Below are 21,168 nucleotides of genomic sequence, written 5' to 3' on the forward strand. Positions count from 1 at the left end.
ATGTCAATTCTTTTCATGTTTCTCGTTTTATTTGTACTCCTTATTATCGGTGTACCCGTCGCAGTGTCTTTAGGCATCGCTTCTATCTTATTTATTTTGTTTGAAGGCATGCCCAGCATTGTGGTTTTACACACCATGGTGAATGGCGTAAATAGCTTCACCCTAATCGCTATCCCCTTCTTTATTTTGGCTGGCCATTTAATGAATACGGGGGGCATTACCAACCGTATTTTCGCATTTGCAAGATCTCTAGTGGGTTGGCTTCCGGGTGGACTAGGCCATGTAAATGTTGGTGCTAGTGTTATTTTTGCAGGCATGTCTGGGGCAGCGGTTGCCGATGCAGGCGGATTAGGGAATGTTGAAATCAAAGCGATGAAAGATGCAGGCTACGATACTGATTTCTCTGTTGGTATTACTGCGGCATCATCAACAATCGGGCCTATTATCCCACCCTCTTTACCACTCGTTATATATGGCGTAATCGCCGATACCTCCATTGGTCAGCTGTTCGCCGCTGGACTAATACCCGGGTTATTAATGGCCTTTTCTTTAATGGTAATGGTGTCTTGGTTTGCTAAAATCCGTAACTATCCAAAAGACGATAAGTTCCGACTTAGTGTTTTATGGATTAGCTTCAAAAGAGCCGTTTTACCTCTCATGACGCCAGTTATCATTGTTGGTGGTATTTCAACAGGGATATTTACTCCGACAGAAGCCGCCGTTGCCGCTGTGGCCTACTCAATCTTTCTAGGGTTGTGTGTGTATAAAACTCTGTCTTTTAATAATATTTTAAGAGTTTCCCAAGAGACGATTGAAACAACCGCGTCCATATTAATGATAGTTGCGACTTCCACTATTTTTGCTTGGATTCTAACCGCTAATCAATTCGCAACCTTCTTCGCTGAGCACCTATTATCTTTTACTGATAATAAAGTTTTGATCCTACTTATCATCACCTTATTGGTACTCATCATTGGTTGTTTTATGGAAACCATTGCCGCTATTACCATCTTGGTACCTGTGCTGCTTCCAGTAGCCATCGAAATTGGTATCGATCCTGTACATTTTGGCATCATTTTAATTTTGAATTTGATGCTGGGACTTCTCACACCACCTGTTGGCATGGTGCTGTATGTTCTCGCGAAAGTATCTGATACACCGTTTGAGCGTTGCGTTATTGCAACCGCTCCGTTCCTCGTGCCCTTGGTCACTGTATTGTTATTGCTGACTTTTATCCCAGCATTTTCAATGTGGCTTCCTACTCTTATTTATCGTTGAGAGTTGCACCTTTGGGAAGGCCCACTGAATAAGTGGGTTCTTCTCTTTTTTTATTTACGTATAGTATCCCTAAGCTGAAACACCATAATTTAAACGGAATTTAATCTACTATGTTTACCATTGTTGCTGGAATACTGTTTCCTGTCTTTGCCATTACTCTTGTTGGCTTTGCCATTGGCCGCTGGATTAAAATCGACTTTCAACCAATAAACCGCATCAACATGGACTTCTTTGTGCCAGCGCTAGTGTTTTCTTCTATCGGAACCATGTCCCTTGATATCACAAAAATCCCACTATTAGGCGCTTCTATCCTGACCACCTTAATTCCCTTCTTATTGATGTTTCCTATATGCAAACTCTTCAAGATAAATTTTAAGGTCTGGGCGCTGCCCAATATTTTTCGCAATACAGGTAACCTTGCTATCCCTCTTTTCACCTATGCATTTGGTCCACAAGCCCTAGCACCGGCCGTACTATTATTTGTGGTATCTGCTTGCGCTCATTTCAGCCTTGGATTCGCGATCGTCAGTAAAGGCAACCAGCTAAAGAAGATTATTAAAATACCCACCTTTATTGCCGCTTTTCTAGCACTGAGTTTAAATCTATCAGGAATCACAGTTTGGCCACCTATTTATGAAGCCGCCGCATTATTGGGGCAAACTGCCGTGCCCATCATGCTATTGTCGTTGGGGGCGCAAATGTGCAACATGAAATTAGCTGGTTTAAAAGTCGGTATTGCTTGTACTCTGCTTTCCTTAGCGACAGGGGCAATCACCTTCCTTACCATCTATTTATTCGTTCCTTTATCAACCCTGCATTTACAAATGATGTTGTTATTTACCATGCTGCCACCAGCGGCAATGAATTACATGATTGCTGAGCGCTTCAACATGGAACCCACCAAGGTCGCCTCCATGGTGTTATATGGGAATTTTTTCAGCGTCATCACACTACCTATATTGCTCACCATCACCTTTTCATTAGCCCAATAAGTCAGTAGTGATAAAAAGCCGGCTTAAACTCTGGGTATTAAATTATTTCGTAACCATGTTTAAACATTCTTATATCCTCTATGATCATTCACTAATACACGTTTCGTTCCATTTAAATTGATATTTAAGGTTCTCTTTGGAGTGTTTTATGCCTATTAGCCTGTCTCAACCATCCTTACTAAAAAGCCAATCTTACATAAATGGCCTATGGGTATCTGCCAGTGACAAACAAACCTTCCCAGTCAACAACCCTTCCACAGGGGAGCACATTATTGATGTTGATGACCTAGGTGAGATAGAGACCATTCAGGCAGTTGAAGCAGCTGAAAAAGCTCAAAAACTGTGGCAAAAACGTTTGCCTAAAGAACGTGCTTTATTACTACGCCGTTGGAATCAATTGATTCTTGAGAATCAAGATGACCTTGCTCGTATTATGACGCTAGAACAAGGTAAGCCTTTGGCTGAAGCAAAAGGCGAAGTGGCCTATGGCGCTTCTTTTATCGACTGGTTTGCAGATGAAGCACGACGCCTAAATGGTGATGTTATTCCGACCTTTGCCAATGACAAACGGGTTCTTACCATTAAACAAGCTATTGGTGTTGTGGCGGCTATTACCCCTTGGAACTTCCCTATTGCCATGATTACCCGTAAGGCAGGCCCAGCACTGGCAGCGGGCTGCTCTATCGTTATTAAACCTTCTGATGAGACACCGTTAAGCGCCTTAGCTTTGGCTGAGCTTGCCCATCAAGCAGGTATTCCTGCAGGTGTTTTAAATGTGGTAGTCGGTAGAAATGCAAAAGCCATTGGTGGTGTTTTAACAAGCCACCCTACTGTGCGAAAACTGTCTTTCACAGGCTCCACTCCTGTGGGTAAATTACTGCTTTCTCAATGTGCTAATACCGTAAAACGTACCTCTATGGAGTTAGGTGGAAACGCGCCTTTTATCGTTTTTGATGATGCTGATCTAGATGCTGCAATAGAAGGAGCCATCGCGTCTAAATACCGTAACGCAGGGCAAACCTGTGTCTGTGCAAACCGCCTATTAATTCAAGAAGAAATATATGACGAGTTTGCCGAAAAGCTTGTGAAACGTGTATCTGAATTAAAAGTAGGAGACGGTTTAACAGATGGCGTGAACATAGGGCCACTGATTAACTCAGCGGCAATAAACAAGGTCAATGAGCTTGTTAAAGATGCTTTAGAAAAAGGTGCAAAAGCCCTAATTGGTGGTAAAGGCAACGACTCAGGTAAACAATTCTACGAGCCAACCGTATTAACAAACGTCACTGCCGATATGGACATTTTCTCAAATGAGATATTTGGCCCTGTTGCCCCCCTCTTCAAGTTCTCAACCGAAGAAGAAGCCATCGCCATGGCGAACGATACGCCCTTCGGCCTAGCCTCTTACTTTTATTCCAAGGACATGAGCCGTATTTGGCGAGTATCCGAAGCATTGGAATACGGCATGGTGGGTATGAACGAAGGAATTATTTCCACTGAAGTCGCCCCATTTGGCGGTATTAAAGAATCTGGCAGCGGCCGCGAAGGCTCTTCCTACGGAATAGATGAATACACCGAAATTAAGTACATCTGCATGGGTGGGTTGAGTTGATTCGCAAATTAAAAGAGTTAACTTAAACCAAAATTCAGGCACAAAAAAGCCGAACACTGGGTTCGGCTTTTTTAAATTTTGGTGGGCGTAGACAGATTCGAACTGTCGACCTCTACCATGTCAAGGTAGCGCTCTAACCAACTGAGCTATACTCCCAAAAAGTGTTGGCTATTATACGCAGCCATTCGTCATTGACAAGGCTTTGCTACGCATTTTTGCTTTAAGATTCGCTAACATCATAGATGTCTTATATCTCTGGTTGCTTTTTACTCAACTGCCTTATTTCGCCTCCTGTCCCTTCTGATGACAAGAGCTGAGTGAGGTCAAAAGGCTCACCCAGTCTAGTCATAGTAAAAGTTAGTCCTGCGCTAATAATTGGTCCAAAGCGTCGTGCTCCGCCACAAAATGCCCCGGGCTATGCTCAAGCAGTTTGGGTAAATAACCTTTTTTCTCAGTCTTGAGTTTGGAAGGTAAAAACTTCAGCTGTGCATCTGGGTTCATTGGCGATGGCAGTTCTCCTGGGATTTTGATCGCTTTGCGTTCACGCTCTATCTTAGGGTCAGGAACCGGCACAGCTGAAATCAATTGCTGCGTATAGGGATGAACAGGATTGGCATAAAGGTCTTCACTTTTTGCCAACTCTATTACCCTACCTAAATAGAGCACCATAATACGATGTGACACCTCTCGCACAACCGCTAGATCGTGAGAGATAAAGAGAATGGACAGTTGAAACTCTTGCTGTAGATCCATAAGCAGCTGGATAATCTGCGCTTGTACAGAGACATCCAAAGCAGATACAGCCTCGTCACAAATCACGAGTTTAGGCTTCACTATCATGGCACGGGCAATGCCCACACGCTGATTTTGCCCACCTGACAATTCATGGGGGTAGCGGTTCTGCATATTGCGGTCTAAACCCACTCTATCCATCATTTTTAGCACTTCTTCTTTCATTTCACTGCGGCTAAGCGAAGAAAAAGTCTGCAAGGGTTCCATGATGGAATCCGCAATCGTCATCCGAGGATCTAGACTCGCCAGAGGATCTTGGAAAACGATCTGTAGGTCTTTGCGCTTATCTTTAAGCTCTTCTTTCTTTAAACCATTTAATGGTTTACCTAACCAACAAACAGAGCCCGCGCTAGGTGGAATAAGCTGTAAAACGGAACGTGCTAGGGTGGATTTACCACAGCCACTTTCCCCAACAATGCCGAGAGTCTCCCCTTTTCGTAATTCAAAGCTCACACCATCTACGGCTTTTAGTGGCAATTTTTTAGGCCAAAGCCCGCCACCCACAGTCACATCAAAATGCACTTTTACGTCGTCAACCTTTAAGAAGTCAGCGCCACTAACAGATTCATCAATCGGCATTTGGTTTTTATTATGCTGACGATCTGGGCTATCGATACGCGGCATGGAGTCGATGAGCATTTTTGTGTAATCGTGTTGAGGGTTATAAAAGATGTCTTCTGTGAGCCCTTCTTCCACGTATTCTCCACGGCGCATCACGTGAAGACGATCACACATACGCGCCATGACGCCCATATCATGGGTAATTAACGCGATTGCTGTACCGCTTTCGCGCTTAAGCTCATCCATTAAGTCAAGAATCTCGGCCTGTACAGTCACATCCAATGCGGTAGTTGGCTCATCAGCAATTAACAAGGATGGCTGACACAACATGGACATGGCGATCATGACACGTTGGCGCATGCCTCCTGACAACTCATGTGGATACTGATTCAAACGACGCTTAGACTCGGCAATGCGTACTCTGTCTAACCACTGAGCACAAAGGCGATCCGTCTCTTCACGGCTTAGGTCCATATGAAGAGATGACACCTCACGCATTTGCTCTAAAATCGTCAAATGTGGGGTCAGGGACGTCAATGGGTCTTGGAAGATCATCGACATGTTTTTACCACGTACGCGGTTTAATTCGGCTGTCGACAGCGACAACAAGTGGTGACCTTGGAAAATAATATCGCCTTTCGCACGACCATTTTTCGCCAATAGTCCCATTGCCGCCATAAAAGTCTGGCTTTTACCCGAGCCACTCTCACCAACAATACCGACACATTCGCCCGGGTTAATGGAAAAACTCACCCCTTTTACTGCCTCCACTTCACCGTCATGTGTTGCAAAGGATATTCTTAAATCATCTACGCTAAAAATAGGTTTAATAATCTCTGTCATGATATAGCCCTAACGATCTTTAGGATCGAATGCATCACGCAAACCATCACCAATGAAGAAAAAACAAAATAGGCCAGTAACAAAGAAGCCTAACGGAAATGCTAATTGCCAAAGGGTGCCGTACTGGATGGTAGAAGCGCCATCACTTATCAATGCGCCCCATGAAGTGAGCGGTTCTTGAATACCTAGACCCAAGAAAGAAATAAAGCTTTCCAATAAGATCAAACTAGGGATCATCAGTGACATATACACCACCACTATGCCAAGTAAATTTGGCACGATATGACGAACAATAATCTTGAAGTCGCTAACACCTGCCATGACAGCCGCTTCGATGAACTCTTTATGCTTTAAGGTAAGGGTTTGACCGCGCACAATACGCGCCATATCCATCCAAGAAAACAGCCCCAAACCAATAAAGAGAATGTAGACGGAGCGCCCAAACATCACGAATAAAATAATCAGAATGAACATGTAAGGAATCGACATTAAGATATCGACAAAGCGCATCATGACGTTGTCGACAGCCCCACCAAAGTAACCAGCGATCGCCCCATAAAGCACCCCAACGGTGACAGCAACAAGCGTACCTACAAACCCCACCATGAGTGATATTTGCGTGCCTTGTAACACCCGTGAGTACATATCTCGTCCCAAATCATCGGTACCGAAAAAATGCCCATTAGCGAATTGAGGAGCGCCCATTTCAGCGGCATTACCTATTAACTCCCAATCAATAGTTTCATGATCCCAAGGGCTTAACAGTGGGCCTAAAAACGCGAAGAGCGTCATAGCAGCCAAAACAAATACACTGATTAACGAGGCTTTATTACCTTTAAAGCGGCGCATAGCGTCTTGCCATTGGGAGCGCCCTTTAACCTGCCCTTGCTCGGCGTTACTGTCAATCAGCGCCGCCATTTTCTTTTTATTTACTAACATTTTAGTCCCTCTTAAAGTCGTATTTTGGGATCTAACCAAGCGTAGGTGATATCAACCAAGGTATTAAAAACAATCGTCATCACGCCAAACACAATCGTCACACCCATTAGCAAGGAGTAATCACGGTTTAGTGCTGCATCGACAAAAAACTGCCCCATGCCACCAGTGCTGAAATAAATATCAATAATGACTGACCCAGTAATCATGTAGACAAATGCAGGCCCAAGATAAGAAATGACAGGTAATAGCGCAGGCTTTAAGGCGTGGCGTAAGATGATGTTACGCATCGGAACGCCCTTCGCTTTTGCCGTACGAATAAAGTTCGCATGCAATACTTCTAGCATGGACGAACGTGTAATACGGGCAATGCTGGCCATATAACTGGTAGAGAGAGCAAGAATAGGCATCACGACATATTGCCACTGTCCACCATTCCAACCTCCTCCCGGCAACCAATTCAGCCACAGAGTAAAGATGATGACTAAGATAGGCGCCATAACAAAGTTGGGTAATACCTGCGCACCAATCGAAAAACCCACTGCCGCATAATCCAGTTTGGTGTTGTGCCTAACCGCAGCAACGATTCCCAAAGGAAGCCCCACAGCCACAGCAGCCACAAACGACCAAATACCATAGGTTAAAGTAACGGGGAAACCTTGCGCTAAAATGTCGTTAACCGATTTATCCGTGTACTTAAAGGACGGACCAAAATCAAAGTCGAAAATAATACCTTTTAGGTAAACAAACAGTTGCTCAAACCAAGGTAAGTTTAATCCGTACTTCAACTCTAAATTTGCCAGTACCTCTGGCGGCAGGCCTCGATCTGACGAAAAGGGGCTTCCCGGTGCCAGTCGCATCAGAGCAAATGAGATAAGAATTAAGATCAACATCGTGGGTATCGACGAACCTATTCGCCGAACAATAAAACTAAACATAGGCAAGGACCTTGAGAAGGTACGAACAAGTCCACTGGCTTCAGCCTGTGGGAAAACCTTTCTTATTCGCACCTTCCCTTAATTAAGTTCAAACTAAAAACCATCCCTTGAAAAGGGGTACCATTAACAGGGGGCGATTACTTTTGCATCTGTAAAACGAAGGGACTCTTTTACAGAGAACAAACGCTTCGCCACATTATGGCGAAGCGCTTAAAGCAACTTATTCGGCCGTTTTATAAAAATCGCGGCTGTAAGTGATCTGTTGAATATTCTCTGTCGGCCAGCCTTTTAGAGAGTCTTGAATCATGTACGTACCCGCATAGAAATACACAGGAATGACAGGCATTTCTTCTCTCATCAAGGTTTCAACTCGAGTGTAATTAGCGTTAGGATCTGCGCTCGTTTTAGCATCTTCCATCAAGCGATCTACTTCTTCATTGGACCACTTACCATAGTTGTAATTGGCTTTCGAAGTCGCTAAATCTAAGAAAGCAGAAGCTTCGTTATATGCACCACAAAAAGCGCCACGTGTTAACTCAAAAGCTTGTTTAGTACGACTGTCTAAGAAGGTCTTCCACTCTTGGTTAACGAGAACAGCTTGAACGCCCAGTTTCTGCTTCCACATCTGCGATATGACTGTCGCCACTTTTTTATGGGACTCACTGGTGTTGTAGAGCATTTCGAACTTTAGCGGATTACTTTTGCTATAACCCGCTTCAGATAGCAACTTTATCGCCTCTGCATCACGCTGCTTTTGAGGCCATTTAGCGTAGTCAATATACGGCGCTTTAAAGCCTAATGTGGCTGTTGGCGTGAAGGTATAGGCTGGAAGTTCACCACCCTTGAGAACATTTTTTACGATAACGTTTCTGTCTAACGCGTAAGCAAGGGCCTTTCTCACTCGAACGTCTTTAAAGGCTTCTGGACCATTATCGGATAGGTTAAAACCATAATAGTAGTTACACAAACGTGGGAAAGAATAGGCTTCAGTTGGATTGGATTTTTTTAACGACCCATACTGACCCGCAGGAATTTCGGTCTTATCAAGGTCACCCGCTTTATAACGCAGCAAAGCTTGGTTTTCGTCATCAATAACAAGGGCTGTTACCTTGTCTAAAATGGTTTCTCTATTATTCCAATATTCTGTATTACGTTCGCGGACATTTTTTTCTTTCAAAGTCCAATCGGTTAATTTGAACGCACCGTTGGAAACAATATTTTCAGGTCGTGTCCACTCATCACCGAATTTCTCTACTGTTGCACGATGAGTCGGAAAGGTTGTTGCTCTAGTCACCATGGATGGGAAGTAAGGAATAGGTGCGTCTAAAGTTACCTTAAAGGTATAGTCATCTACGGCTTCTACACCTAACTCTTTCGGGTCCATACCTTCGTTTAAAATCGCCTTGCCATTTTTGATCCCCATCATCTCCATATACCAAACATAAGGAGACGCTGTAGCAGGATCAACAGCACGCTGCCAAGCATAAACAAAATCATGTGCTGTTACTGGGTCGCCGTTGGACCAGTTAGATTTACGTAGATGAAAAGTATAGGTTTTCTTATCTTCAGAAAAGTCAAAACGCTGCGCAACACCCGGTACAATTTTACCAAGCTCATCTTGATTAAGCAGACCTTCAAAAAGGTCCCTAACAATTGCAGACCCTTCAACCGTTGCCACTAGCTGCGGGTCAAGAGTTGCAATGCCATCAGGTAGGCGATAAGTAAAAGTTTGGTCACTTGCCAGCTTTTCACCTGTCACTGGGTGATTGGCTGCAATGGTCGCGCCAGACATAACAGCACCTGCTGTAACCATAGCTAGAGTGAAAGCAGATATATTCATATTAGATGTTTTATTCATTGCAATAGCGTCCTTCTTATCTATCGAATACTGGATTGAAAGAGTTTAGATCTGGGTAAGCACTTCACCTTTTAATAGCGTTATACCCTTACAAAAATTCAAGCAAAATAAGATCTACACTGACTTTACTGACTCCAACCATGACAAGTATTCAAAGCGATATCCAATCGCAAAACAGCATTAGGCATACATAAATGTTATGTATGTTTTTTAGCCAGAAATTTGCAGATAAATTCAGAAAATCGATAAAGCAGCCATTATAAAAGTTTAAGAAAAATAGAAAAAAGCCTTTGAGATATGTGTATAGAATTTTAAAAAATTACTATGGAACATAACCTTATCGGGATTTTATGTTCATTTTATAGATAAAGAAATTGCGTTTAGAAATATTAAAAAATAAGTTTAGGGGATTTTAAGATACGAGATAATTAATATTAATTATAAAAAATCACATCGAAAAATGCATAAATAAGAATAGAGTATAAGTATTTGTACTACTTATACTCAAAGGCATTTACATTAAAAAATAGGGGGACGTTTTCTATTTTAATCTCAACTAAGACTCACCAACATCCTTCAATTTCTTTTGTAGCTGGCGAATTTGGTCTCGATAGCCTGCAGCTAATTCAAATTTCAGCTCTTCGGAAGCTTGCATCATGTCTTTTTGCAGCTGAATCATGGCTTTACGCACTTGTGCCACGTCATCCATGGTTTCAACTTGGTAATCTTTAGCGGTTTCAGCCACCTTCTTAGTTTGACTACCACGTTTACCTGCCCCCGGGTTATAAGCCCCTTCCATGATGTCTTCAACGGATTTCGAGATACCTGTTGGAGTAATGCCATGGGCTTCGTTATGGGCTTGCTGTTTCTCTCGGCGTCGCTCTGTTTCACTAATAGCCCGCTCCATAGAGCCAGTAATGCGATCTGCGTATAAAATGGCTTTACCATTCACGTTTCGAGCGGCACGACCTATGGTCTGAATTAGAGATTTTTCAGAGCGTAAGAAGCCTTCTTTATCGGCATCTAAAATGGCCACTAGACTGACTTCCGGAATGTCCAAACCTTCTCTTAATAGGTTAATCCCCACAAGAACATCGAACTCCCCAAGTCGTAAGTCGCGGATAATTTCTACCCGCTCCACAGTATCTATATCTGAGTGCAGGTAGCGAACTCGAACATCATGCTCATTCAGGTAGCTGGTTAAATCTTCGGCCATACGCTTGGTTAATGTGGTCACCAATACCCGCTCACCAATCGGTGCTCTAAGGTTAATTTCAGACAAAAGATCATCTACCTGCGTTGCTACTGGACGCACTTCTAGCGTTGGATCAATCAGGCCTGTTGGGCGGACAATTTGCTCAACTACCCAGTCCTGATGCTCTTCTTCATATTTACCCGGCGTTGCGGAAACAAAAATCGTCTGTGGTTTGATTTGCTCCCACTCTTCAAAGCGCATAGGTCGATTATCCAGTGCAGAAGGCAAGCGAAAGCCGTACTCCACAAGGTTCTCTTTACGGGAGCGGTCACCTTTGTACATGGCGCCAATCTGCGACACAGTAACGTGGGATTCGTCGATCACTAACAGAGCATTATCTGGTAAATAATCAAATAAAGTCGGCGGTGGCGAACCTTCTGGACGGCCTGACAAATAACGGGAGTAGTTTTCAATGCCTGAGCAGTAGCCTAGCTCTTGCATCATTTCCAAATCGTAACGGGTACGTTGTTCTAGACGCTGTAATTCCACCAGCTTGTTTAACGATTTAAGCTGTTCAAGACGCTGGTCCAGTTCCACTTTAATGCGTTCAATCGCGGCCTCGACAGTTTCCCTTGGTGTTACATAATGGGTTTTTGGATAGATGGTGATTCGAGGTACTTTGCGCAGTACTTTATTGGTCAAAGGATCGATAAAGGAAAGGTTTTCCACCTCATCATCAAACAACTCTATACGTACTGCAATTTCTTCAGAGTCGGCTGGGAAGACTTCAATCACATCTCCTCGCACGCGGAAGTTACCACGTTCTAGTACAAGGTCATTTCGGCTGTATTGAAGCTCAGCTAAGCGGCGCAAGATATCACGCTGATCGATTCGGTCACCCCGATCAAGGTGCAGCATCATTTTTAAGTAGGACTGGGGGTCACCCAAGCCATATATAGCAGAGACCGTTGCGACAATAATAACGTCTTCTCGCTCCAATAATGCCTTAGTCGCAGACAAACGCATTTGCTCTATGTGCTCATTCACAGAGGCGTCTTTTTCAATGAAGGTATCTGATGCAGCTACGTAGGCTTCTGGCTGGTAGTAGTCATAGTAGGAAACAAAATATTCGACCGCATTATTAGGAAAGAACTCTTTGAATTCCCCATACAGCTGGGCAGCTAGGGTTTTGTTGTGCGCCATAATAATGGTCGGGCGCTTCACCTTGGAAATGACATTGGCGACGGTATAGGTTTTCCCTGAGCCAGTTACACCTAATAGGGTTTGATGAGCTAAACCCGACTCAACACCACTTACCAACTTTTCAATGGCTTGCGGCTGATCGCCGGCAGGAGAATAAGATGAGACAACTTCAAACTCTTGTGACACGGGCTCTTTCCTAGGCTTCTTAATCGACATATTAGGTTATCAAATTTTACCGTCTGAGTCTGGCCTTTCTCTGCCTTTCTTATAAACGCACTCGTTATCTGACACCGGCAGAATTACATTTACAACAATATTAGACTTTACTTATATATAAAATATAAATAACATAAAGGAATATACTTATAACCAAAAACACATTAATATGCATTTGATGATGAAAGGACGTAGCAAGATGAAATCCGTTAACCCCGAATCTATTAAACCTATAGCCGTTCATGCTTTTTTTGATGAGGCAACTTTTACCGTGTCCTATGTGGTGGAAGATTTGCCAACCCAACAATGCGCCATTATTGATTCTGTACTGGATTACGATCACTCATCAGGAAAAACGGCAACTAGCTCAGCAGATAAAATCATCACTTTTATTCAGGAAAAGGGCTTAAGCCTGACTTGGATTTTAGAAACGCATTTACATGCAGATCACGTCTCAGCAGCCCCTTATTTAAAGCAAGAACTAGGCGGCAAGATTGTGATTGGTAAGCAAATCACACAAGTTCAGACAACCTTTTCAGCACTATTTAATGCCGAGCCTGCCTTTGCACGAGACGGCTCCCAGTTTGACACCTTGGTAGACGAAGGCGATTCTTTGGCGCTTGGTCATAGTAACATTCAAGTTCTCCATACTCCTGGGCATACTCCTGCCTGTATCACTTATGTTATTGGCGATGCCGCATTTATTGGCGACACTCTATTCATGCCGGATTACGGCACCGCACGCTGTGATTTCCCCGGTGGTGATGCCCGTTCCCTTTATAAATCGATTCAGAAAATTTTTGCCCTGCCCAATGAAACTCGACTCTTTATGTGCCACGACTATAAAGCACCAAACCGAGATCAGTTTGCATGGGAAACCACGGTAGCTGAACAGAAAGCCAATAATCTTCACATTCACAAAGGTGTTTCAGAAGAGGCTTTTTGCAAGATGAGAACTCAAAAAGATGCCACGCTAAATATGCCGAAATTAATTTGGCCAAGCGTGCAAATCAATATGCGTGGTGGCAACTTACCACCAGCCGAATCCAACGGTACTCGTTACTTAAAAATCCCGATAAACATCGTTTAAAGGCACAGAGTAAGTGTCAAAACCAGTAGAAGAATAGGTATGAAAGAGATGTCTACAATTGAACGTTTTTTACCCGCCATTAGCTGGTTAAAAAGCTACACCAGAGCAAACCTAAAAGAAGACACTATAGTGAGTGTTGTCTTCACTATTATGGTGATTCCCCAAAGCTTGGCCTACGCCATGCTCGCAGGACTGCCAGCCATAACAGGTTTATATGCCAGCATTTTACCTTCTATCTTGTATTCATTATTTGGCACAAGTCGTACCTTAGCGGTGGGGCCTGTGGCATTAACCTCTGTCATGACAGCTTCCATCATTGCGCCTTTTGCCGTGTCAGGCAGTGAGCAATATGCCACTATCGCTATTTTGCTAGCCCTTATGTCTGGAGCCTTTTTGCTTGTGTTAAGCCTATTAAAGCTTGGCTTCCTAAGTAACCTATTAAGTCACCCTGTTATTTCTGGTTTTATTAGTGCGACGGCTCTTATTATCGTCATAGGGCAATTGAAATACTTACTAGGCATTGAGTCCCAAGGCGATACTCTGATCCCCCTGATCCGTAGTTTATATGCAGACCTACACAACATTAATACCCCCACTGTGATACTCAGCATCGCCTCTATCGGCTCACTTTTATTAGCGCGCCGCTACTTTGGTCGCTTGTTACTCTTCATCGGATTATCACAAGCGAACGCCAAATTATTCAGTAAGGCAGGGCCAGTTGTCATACTGGTATTAGCCACAGTTGCCGTAGCCACTTTATCGTTAGATCAAGCAGGGATTAGAGTTATTGGCACCATCCCAGATGAAATTCCAAGTATTCAGTTGGACTTGGTTCACATGGATATGATCAAAGATTTATTGCCGGGGACGTTTCTCATTACTATTGTTGGCTTTATTGGTTCGGTATCGGTTGCCCAATCTTTTGCCGCGAAACGTCGTCAGGATATTAACCCCAACCAAGAGCTGGTGGGTCTTGGTTTAGCCAATATTGGTTCTGCTTTATCTGGTGCTTTCCCTGTCACTGGTGGTTTTTCTCGCACTGTACTTAATGTCGATTGCGGTGCCAAAAACCCCATGACAGGGATACTAACAGCGGTATTTATTTTGCTCATTTTGTTGTTTTTAACACCGCTATTTTTCTATCTGCCAATCGCTATTTTAGCGGCCATTATTTCCATTTCTATGATGCAATTGATCAATACTGAAGACTTACGTCTTCTCTGGCGCTTTTCTAAAAAAGAAGCCGTACTTTTAATCGTCACTTTTCTCGTGGTGCTATTTGAAGGGATGCAGGCTGGGCTGATTGTTGGAGTAATACTGTCCTTACTCTTCTTCTTATGGCACACCAGTCACCCACATATTGCGGTGGTTGGTCGCATACCGGGAACCGAGCATTTCCGTAATGTACAACGCTTTGATGTAGAAACTAACCCTAGCATTCTAACAGTACGTATTGATGAAAACTTATTCTTTGCCAATGCTCGTTCTCTGGAAGAAAGCCTGCAAAGCTTGGTCTCAAAAAATACGAAAATAAAGCACCTTATTCTCATGTGTACCGCGGTAAATATGGTGGACGCCAGCGCATTGCAGAGCTTGGAAAAAATAGACAGTCGTTTAAAAGATTCTGGGGTTAAGCTTCATTTAACTGAGGTGAAAGGGCCAGTGATTGATAAACTGGCTGACTCAGACTTAATAAAAAACCTAAGTGGTAAAGTCTTTATTACCCAACATCAAGCCATTACAGAGTTAGAGGGAGAACAGGCTAATAGTTAAATTAGCCTGTTCTATGAATGGCTCACCAAGCAATTAGGCGCTTCACTCTGTCTCTTTTACCACTTGAATGACTGACTTATTCTTCTCCAATAGTCCAGGTCCAATACCTTTCACTTTAGATAAGTCTTCAATGGAAGTGAAATCACCATGCAGTTCTCGGTAAGCAACTATGGCTTGCGCTTTTTTCATACCAACACCAGACAACACAGCAGAAAGTTGAGATGCAGTAGCGTTATTGATATCTAGAGGGGTTGCTGAGAAAAGAGAAATTGGCACAACAGCCAAAGTAATGAGGGACAAACGAGCCAGTTTAGCGGATAAAACTTTATATAGTTTTGTCATAGGGAAAGTCCTTTTAAAAGAGTAGACGTCAGCATCTTGCCAACAAAAAAATCACCTAGTCTTCCCAACAACTCCTTTTAGAGCAAGAAGAAAAACTAGATGATTTTAGACTAGAAGTCTTTTAAAAAAACTTCAAATAATTAAGCTAAAGAGGCTATATCTGCATTCGCTTTAGTTAGCACTGCAATAGGATCGGCCGCTTGAGTAATTGGACGTCCCATAACAAGGTAATGACTGCCTGCTGCCATCGCTTCTGCGGGCGTCATAATACGTTTTTGATCACCCTGATCTGCACCTGCTGGACGGATGCCCGGCGTGACTAAGACAAAATCTTTACCAAGCTCATTCGATAACATGCTCGACTCTTGAGCCGAGCACACAACACCATCCATACCTGAAGATTTCGCCAAGGACGCTAAGCGCTTAACATGTTCTTCCGGTGTCACATTGATACCTACTTCAGATAGGTCAGATTGATCCATACTGGTTAGCACTGTCACGGCAATCAATAAAGTATTTTGGTCAGTAATCTGCTGCAACGCATTCGCTGAGGTTTCCATCATACGACGACCACCCGACGCATGAACATTCACCATCCAAACCCCCGCTTTCGCGGCAGCAGTGACGGCTTTAGCAACCGTATTAGGAATATCATGGAATTTCAAATCTAAAAAGATCTCAAAACCGAGTCCGTGGAGTTCATCTAAAATCGCTGGACCTGCTGTTGTGAAAAGCTCTTTTCCTACTTTCACTCGACACTGACTAGGGTCTAGTCGTTTCGCCATCTCAATAGATTGCGCCATGGTAGGAAAGTCTAAAGCCACCACGATTGGGGATTGACAGGTCATTAAGGTTCCTCTTTTTTCTTGATTAATCTTTAACACAAATTCGAATCTATTCGCCTTCCAAGCCATGTATTGGCTTCACGGTTCCCCAGTTTTTACAACTTGGACATTGCCAGTGTAATTGATGGCCTGCGAAGCCACATTGACGACATTGGTATTTATGTTTGGCTTGCACAAGCTGATCTATCAGCTCATAAAGCACTTCTAAATGCTGCTGACTGTAACCTTCTTCATTATCTAGTTGCAGGTTAATCAGTTCTTTAAAGCCTTTCAGGGTTGGGTGCTTACGCAACTGCTCAACCAAGAACATTTCGGCGTATTCTTTGTCTGTTTCCATGTAGTGCTGGGCTAAGGCCATAATCAGAGAAGTAGCTGGTTTCTTCTCATTTTGCTCCTGCAAAAACTTAATATAGCCACTGCTTCCCCATACATTTTGATAACAGTCTTTTAGTTTCGGGACGATAAGGGAAATGAAGTCTGGGTCTTGCTCTACGGCATGCTTCAATTCTTTGATAGCATCTCTATAGCGGTTCTGGCCGTCCAAAACATCAGCAATACCAATGCTGGCACGAACACAGCTGGAATCCACCTCTAAAGCGGCTTTATAGGATTGTAGAGCAAACTTCCATTGCTCTTTTTTATGGAAGTCTTGCGCTAATTCACAATGAAAGTGAGCTAAACGTTTGATCTCTTTTTTGGAGGGCTTGTCTTTTATTAACTCTCCACCTATTTGAACCGCTTTGTCCCAGCTTTGTTCAAACTCATATAGATCAACCAATAGACTTAGTATCTTGGGATGAAATTCACTCTTTCGAGATGTGGAGGCCATGTTAAGCAATAGACGCCCGGCCCTATCCAATAAACCCGCAGACATAAAATCACTGGCCAGTTCAAGTTGCACCATGCGCATTTCACGAGCAGAAATTTCAGGTCGAGCCAGAAGACTTTGATGAATGTGGATAGCTTTTTGAATTTCCCCTTTCTTGCGGAATAGGTTTCCTAAAGTAAGGTGAATATCGAATGTATCTGAATTGACTTCTAGGGAATCAACGAAGGCATCAATCGCCTCGGAGTGCTGATCGTTCAATAAATGATTAAGGCCGCGAAAATAATCGGAAGGAATACTTTTCTTTTCTGCTGCTGGCTTCTTTTTAGACTTACTGCGCCCCATTACCCAACCGACAAATAGGGCGGCAAAAAGAACAACAAATAAGCCTACTTCAGCCAACTCAATCACTCCTTCCCAACAGTAAGCTCTTGCGTAATAGAGGCTTTACGTAGGGAATCCGCTTCGCTACGAGCTTTTTCGTAACGGCGAGTTAGAACTTTAATTTGACGATCCGTGCGAAAGTAATTAACGGAGCCCATTATCAGAGCCACACAAACACCCACCGCGAAGGACAAAAGAATATAAAGCGCAACACTTAACTCTGGACCTTTCCAAAAGACAAGATCAAGCGCCGTAAGCTGCGGATTACGGATGGCAAAAAATACACCCACTGTAAGGAAGAAAACAAAAAGAATGGTGTAGATAACTCTTTTCAGCCACTTTAGCATACAACCACCTACCCAAAAATCTAATGGCTATATTATGCCCTGATAGCTCAAAAATTTCGAGTTATTAGACGTTAATTAATTAAGTTCGTTAATCTCTTCATTTGCAGGCAGATTGATTAACTCTCTTAACTCCTTGCCAGGCTTGAAATGCGGTACGTACTTAGCACCGAGTTCTACAGACTCGCCTGTCTTAGGGTTTCTACCGATTCTTGGAGCACGGTAATGAAGGGAAAAACTACCAAACCCTCGGATCTCAATGCGCTCACCGTTTGCCAGAGAAGCAGACATATGCTCAAGCATTGCCTTGATAGATTGCTCTACATCTTTAACTGGTAAGTGAGATTGCTGATCTATTAGCAGCTCTATCAGCTCAGATTTCGTCATTACTGTCCTCGCAACTATATTTGGATCACAATATAAGACTAACTAAATTTAGAAAGAAAGCAATAAGTTAAGACACATTTGGTTTAATTTTAATCAATTAATTCAACTAGTAGAATGAAAATTGACAATGATCGAACGACAAAACTAGCATCAAAGTACCCTATGCTTTTATAATATCGGCCATATTTATCACCTTGGAAGAAATAACAATGAGTTTTAGCAAAATTCCAGCGGGCAAAAATGCTCCAGAAGACATTAACGTTATCATCGAAATCCCAGCAGAAGCGAACCCAGTTAAATACGAAATCGATAAAGACATGGACGCATTAATTGTTGACCGTTTCATGACAGCGCCAATGTTTTACCCAGCAAACTACGGCTACATCAACAACACTTTAGCGGATGACGGTGACCCAGTTGATGTATTGGTTATCACACCATACCCAGTAGTTGCAGGCTCTGTTATTCGTTGCCGCCCTGTTGGTGTTTTGAACATGTCTGATGAAGCAGGCATGGATGCAAAATTGGTTGCAGTTCCTCACGAGAAACTAAGTAAAGAATACGGTCATATTCAAGATGTGAACGATATTCCACAATTACTAAGAGACCAAATCGAGCACTTCTTCGAAAACTACAAGACTCTTGAAAAAGGTAAGTGGGTGAAAGTTGACGGTTGGGCAAACGCTGAAGAAGCGAAGAAAGCCATCGTTGAAGGTGTTGCAGCTTACGAGGCGCAATAAGCACCAAACTGCTTTCTCTTTATAGAAAGTCTGTTTCTCAACTCATAAAAAAACCGATCATAGGATCGGTTTTTTTATATCAACTCAAAATCACTCTTGAGAATCTAGGTAACGCTCAGCGTCTAATGCTGCCATACAACCTGTACCCGCAGAAGTAATAGCCTGACGGTAAATATGATCACTCACATCACCTGCAGCAAATACCCCTTTCACACTGGTTTGAGTTGCGTTGCCTTCCGAGCCAGTTTGAACTTTTAGGTAGCCATCTTTCATATCCAGTTGGCCTTGGAAGATATCCGTATTCGGCTTATGGCCGATAGCAACGAACACACCAGCAACCGCAATATCTTTTGTTTCACCTGTCTGGTTGTTTTTAATGCGCATACCGTTTACGCCAGAATCATCACCTAAGACTTCTTCTAGCTCGGAGTACCATTCAATTTTTACATTACCATTTTTGGCTTTTTCTAATAATTTATCAGAAAGGATTTTCTCAGAACGGAACTTATCACGACGGTGAATAACAGTAACCGACTTGGCAATGTTAGACAGGTATAAAGCTTCTTCAACAGCCGTATTACCACCACCAATTACCGCTACATCTTGGTTACGGTAGAAAAAACCATCGCACGTAGCACAAGCCGATACGCCTTGCCCCATGAATTTAGTTTCACTTTCTAAGCCAAGGTACTGAGCACTCGCACCAGTTGAAATAATCAAAGCATCACAAGTGTATACACCCATATCCCCTTCTAAGCGGAATGGACGATTTTCTAGGTCTACTTTGTTTACATGATCGAAAATGATTTCTGTCTCAAAACGTTCAGCGTGCTTACGCATACGATCCATTAACTCTGGACCCTGAACACCTTGATCATCACCAGGCCAGTTATCTACTTCCGTTGTCGTTGTTAGCTGACCACCTTGCTGCATTCCTGTAATCATTACAGGATTGAGGTTAGCGCGAGCCGCATAAACCGCTGCTGTATAACCCGCAGGACCTGAACCTAAAATCAATAATTTAGCGTGTTTAACATCGCTCATGTTTGTGCTCCTGTAAAAAAATAGCGGCTTATCTATTATTTAATCAGTCTAAGCCTTAAATACTCTGGTGTATTGTAGCTAATATTGAATAACACCCTTAGCCAAAAATCTTCATTAATTAGATAGGGGCGTTCTATTGGTTTTCAACCGAGCAAGCCAAGCATTGTGGATCTTTTGTTAGTTGCATGGTTCGCCATTGACCGCTAAAGCCATCAAATAACCTTAAAGCCCCATGCTTAACTTCACCACAACCACTCGCTAACTTTATTGCTTCTAGTGCTTGATACACTCCGAGCAAGCCCACGACGGGTGACAAAATGCCACTTTCATTGCAACTTAGCTGTTGATCTGACAAGGATGGATATAAACATTCATAACAAAGAGAAGTTTGCTGGTGATATAAGAAACTTACCAATTGCCCTTCCCAACGAATAGCTGCGGCACTCACCAAGGGCTTTTTATACTTCAAACAAGCGCGATTAATCGACTTTCTCGCAGTAAAGTTATCTGTGCAATCTAATATCACACCCACTTTTTTTACCGCTTTCTCTAATTGCTCTCCAGACAGCGCTTCAGTAATAGTTTCTACTTTCACTGTCGGATTTTTTTGCAAAATCTGCTCGGCTGCGGCAATCACTTTATGCGTACCTACTTGGCTTTCATCATAAAGCACCTGACGAGGCAAATTGCTGACTTCCAACAAGTCACCATCGGCTAACAGTAAACGGCCAAATCCAGAGGTGGCTAAATAGGTAGCCGCAATATTACCCAGCCCACCTAGACCAATAACCAAAACACTGGCCTCTGCGAGCTTCATCTGCCCTGCAACATCAAAATTGGCTAACAGTAATTGCCGACTATAGCGTTCTAACTCATATTCGTTCATTGCTACCTAACTATAATTAAAGAGATAAGGGACTAATCCTGCCCGGTTGTTCAATTTTTTGATAAACTGCACTGATCACTATT

18 protein-coding genes and 1 tRNA gene are annotated in these 21,168 nt (G+C 43.0%); 6 read left to right on the top strand and 13 right to left on the bottom strand.

Annotation, left to right across the window (positions count from 1 at the left end; genetic code table 11):
• The 3 genes from OFY17_RS12860 to OFY17_RS12870 all read left to right on the top strand — a co-directional run bounded on the left by OFY17_RS12860 (position 1) and on the right by OFY17_RS12870 (position 3,882).
• Positions 1-1,278: a TRAP transporter large permease gene (locus OFY17_RS12860; protein ID WP_263531140.1), complete on the top strand. Its 1,278-nt coding sequence runs from the start codon at positions 1-3 to the stop codon at positions 1,276-1,278.
• Positions 1,279-1,388: 110 nt separating this feature from the next.
• Positions 1,389-2,270, top strand: coding sequence for an AEC family transporter (locus OFY17_RS12865; RefSeq protein ID WP_263531141.1), 882 nt, complete (start codon positions 1,389-1,391; stop codon positions 2,268-2,270).
• Positions 2,271-2,418: 148 nt separating this feature from the next.
• Positions 2,419-3,882, top strand: coding sequence for an NAD-dependent succinate-semialdehyde dehydrogenase (locus OFY17_RS12870; protein WP_263531142.1), 1,464 nt, complete (start codon positions 2,419-2,421; stop codon positions 3,880-3,882).
• A gap of 79 nt (positions 3,883-3,961) precedes the next feature.
• Here OFY17_RS12870 and OFY17_RS12875 read toward each other — a convergent pair.
• The 6 genes from OFY17_RS12875 to uvrB form a co-directional block, all read right to left on the bottom strand.
• A tRNA-Val gene (locus OFY17_RS12875) sits at positions 3,962-4,038 on the bottom strand.
• Between the two features lie 201 nt (positions 4,039-4,239).
• Positions 4,240-6,078, bottom strand: coding sequence for an ABC transporter ATP-binding protein (locus OFY17_RS12880; protein WP_263531143.1), 1,839 nt, complete (start codon positions 6,076-6,078; stop codon positions 4,240-4,242).
• Between the two features lie 9 nt (positions 6,079-6,087).
• Entirely contained in the window at positions 6,088-7,017 is a 930-nt protein-coding gene (locus tag OFY17_RS12885) for an ABC transporter permease subunit (protein WP_263531144.1), read from the bottom strand.
• An 11-nt stretch (positions 7,018-7,028) separates the two neighbouring features.
• The gene (gene oppB / locus OFY17_RS12890) at positions 7,029-7,952 is read right to left on the bottom strand and encodes an oligopeptide ABC transporter permease OppB (protein ID WP_263531145.1); all 924 of its coding nucleotides are present in this window, start codon (positions 7,950-7,952) and stop codon (positions 7,029-7,031) included.
• A 220-nt stretch (positions 7,953-8,172) separates the two neighbouring features.
• On the bottom strand, positions 8,173-9,810 hold the full coding sequence (locus tag OFY17_RS12895) for a peptide ABC transporter substrate-binding protein (protein WP_263531146.1): 1,638 nt from the start codon (positions 9,808-9,810) through the stop codon (positions 8,173-8,175).
• 556 nt (positions 9,811-10,366) lie between these two features.
• A complete protein-coding gene (uvrB, locus tag OFY17_RS12900) occupies positions 10,367-12,394 on the bottom strand; it encodes an excinuclease ABC subunit UvrB (RefSeq protein WP_263531147.1) in 2,028 nt (675 codons plus the stop codon).
• A 229-nt stretch (positions 12,395-12,623) separates the two neighbouring features.
• On the opposite strand from uvrB, the gene OFY17_RS12905 reads away from it, so the two are divergent.
• Positions 12,624-13,514, top strand: a complete 891-nt coding sequence (locus OFY17_RS12905) for an MBL fold metallo-hydrolase (RefSeq protein WP_263531148.1) — start codon at positions 12,624-12,626, stop codon at positions 13,512-13,514.
• A 48-nt stretch (positions 13,515-13,562) separates the two neighbouring features.
• Positions 13,563-15,287 carry a SulP family inorganic anion transporter gene (locus tag OFY17_RS12910; RefSeq protein ID WP_263531149.1) on the top strand — a complete coding sequence of 575 codons (1,725 nt, stop codon included), beginning with the start codon at positions 13,563-13,565 and terminating at the stop codon, positions 15,285-15,287.
• Positions 15,288-15,329: 42 nt separating this feature from the next.
• Here the strand turns inward: OFY17_RS12910 and OFY17_RS12915 are convergent, their stop codons facing one another.
• The 5 genes from OFY17_RS12915 to ihfB all read right to left on the bottom strand — a co-directional run bounded on the left by OFY17_RS12915 (position 15,330) and on the right by ihfB (position 18,433).
• Positions 15,330-15,629 (bottom strand): ComEA family DNA-binding protein, encoded by a 300-nt coding sequence (locus OFY17_RS12915; RefSeq protein WP_263531150.1) that lies wholly within the window; start codon positions 15,627-15,629, stop codon positions 15,330-15,332.
• 140 nt (positions 15,630-15,769) lie between these two features.
• Positions 15,770-16,477 (bottom strand): orotidine-5'-phosphate decarboxylase, encoded by a 708-nt coding sequence (pyrF, locus tag OFY17_RS12920; protein ID WP_263531151.1) that lies wholly within the window; start codon positions 16,475-16,477, stop codon positions 15,770-15,772.
• A 46-nt stretch (positions 16,478-16,523) separates the two neighbouring features.
• The gene (lapB, locus tag OFY17_RS12925) at positions 16,524-17,711 is read right to left on the bottom strand and encodes a lipopolysaccharide assembly protein LapB (protein WP_263531152.1); all 1,188 of its coding nucleotides are present in this window, start codon (positions 17,709-17,711) and stop codon (positions 16,524-16,526) included.
• Positions 17,708-18,031: a LapA family protein gene (locus OFY17_RS12930; RefSeq protein ID WP_263531153.1), complete on the bottom strand. Its 324-nt coding sequence runs from the start codon at positions 18,029-18,031 to the stop codon at positions 17,708-17,710. Before OFY17_RS12930 ends, lapB begins: the two co-directional genes overlap by 4 nt.
• A 75-nt stretch (positions 18,032-18,106) precedes the next feature.
• Positions 18,107-18,433: an integration host factor subunit beta gene (ihfB, locus tag OFY17_RS12935; RefSeq protein WP_263531325.1), complete on the bottom strand. Its 327-nt coding sequence runs from the start codon at positions 18,431-18,433 to the stop codon at positions 18,107-18,109.
• A gap of 191 nt (positions 18,434-18,624) precedes the next feature.
• Here ihfB and ppa point away from each other — a divergent pair, with 191 nt between their 5' ends.
• Complete coding sequence (gene ppa / locus OFY17_RS12940) at positions 18,625-19,155, top strand: inorganic diphosphatase (RefSeq protein WP_263531154.1); 531 nt, start codon at positions 18,625-18,627, stop codon at positions 19,153-19,155.
• 90 nt (positions 19,156-19,245) lie between these two features.
• Here the strand turns inward: ppa and trxB are convergent, their stop codons facing one another.
• Positions 19,246-20,199, bottom strand: coding sequence for a thioredoxin-disulfide reductase (gene trxB / locus OFY17_RS12945; protein ID WP_263531155.1), 954 nt, complete (start codon positions 20,197-20,199; stop codon positions 19,246-19,248).
• A gap of 133 nt (positions 20,200-20,332) precedes the next feature.
• Positions 20,333-21,085, bottom strand: coding sequence for a HesA/MoeB/ThiF family protein (locus tag OFY17_RS12950; RefSeq protein WP_263531156.1), 753 nt, complete (start codon positions 21,083-21,085; stop codon positions 20,333-20,335).
• Between the last annotated feature and the right edge of the window lie 83 nt (positions 21,086-21,168).

It is taken from the genome of Marinomonas sargassi, assembly GCF_025716875.1.
Taxonomy (GTDB): Bacteria; Pseudomonadota; Gammaproteobacteria; order Pseudomonadales; family Marinomonadaceae; genus Marinomonas; species Marinomonas sargassi.

Excerpts from the sequence above, each read along its gene's own strand:
- OFY17_RS12915 (WP_263531150.1), bottom strand. The coding sequence starts at position 15,629 with ATGACAAAACTATATAAAGTTTTATCCGCTAAACTGGCTCGTTTGTCC.
- trxB (WP_263531155.1), bottom strand. The coding sequence starts at position 20,199 with ATGAGCGATGTTAAACACGCTAAATTATTGATTTTAGGTTCAGGTCCT.
- OFY17_RS12865 (WP_263531141.1), top strand. The coding sequence starts at position 1,389 with ATGTTTACCATTGTTGCTGGAATACTGTTTCCTGTCTTTGCCATTACT.
- OFY17_RS12860 (WP_263531140.1), top strand. The coding sequence starts at position 1 with ATGTCAATTCTTTTCATGTTTCTCGTTTTATTTGTACTCCTTATTATC.
- OFY17_RS12950 (WP_263531156.1), bottom strand. The coding sequence starts at position 21,085 with ATGAACGAATATGAGTTAGAACGCTATAGTCGGCAATTACTGTTAGCC.
- OFY17_RS12905 (WP_263531148.1), top strand. The coding sequence starts at position 12,624 with ATGAAATCCGTTAACCCCGAATCTATTAAACCTATAGCCGTTCATGCT.
- OFY17_RS12870 (WP_263531142.1), top strand. The coding sequence starts at position 2,419 with ATGCCTATTAGCCTGTCTCAACCATCCTTACTAAAAAGCCAATCTTAC.
- OFY17_RS12910 (WP_263531149.1), top strand. The coding sequence starts at position 13,563 with ATGTCTACAATTGAACGTTTTTTACCCGCCATTAGCTGGTTAAAAAGC.
- pyrF (WP_263531151.1), bottom strand. The coding sequence starts at position 16,477 with ATGACCTGTCAATCCCCAATCGTGGTGGCTTTAGACTTTCCTACCATG.
- OFY17_RS12885 (WP_263531144.1), bottom strand. The coding sequence starts at position 7,017 with ATGTTAGTAAATAAAAAGAAAATGGCGGCGCTGATTGACAGTAACGCC.
- OFY17_RS12880 (WP_263531143.1), bottom strand. The coding sequence starts at position 6,078 with ATGACAGAGATTATTAAACCTATTTTTAGCGTAGATGATTTAAGAATA.
- oppB (WP_263531145.1), bottom strand. The coding sequence starts at position 7,952 with ATGTTTAGTTTTATTGTTCGGCGAATAGGTTCGTCGATACCCACGATG.
- OFY17_RS12930 (WP_263531153.1), bottom strand. The coding sequence starts at position 18,031 with ATGCTAAAGTGGCTGAAAAGAGTTATCTACACCATTCTTTTTGTTTTC.
- OFY17_RS12895 (WP_263531146.1), bottom strand. The coding sequence starts at position 9,810 with ATGAATAAAACATCTAATATGAATATATCTGCTTTCACTCTAGCTATG.
- ppa (WP_263531154.1), top strand. The coding sequence starts at position 18,625 with ATGAGTTTTAGCAAAATTCCAGCGGGCAAAAATGCTCCAGAAGACATT.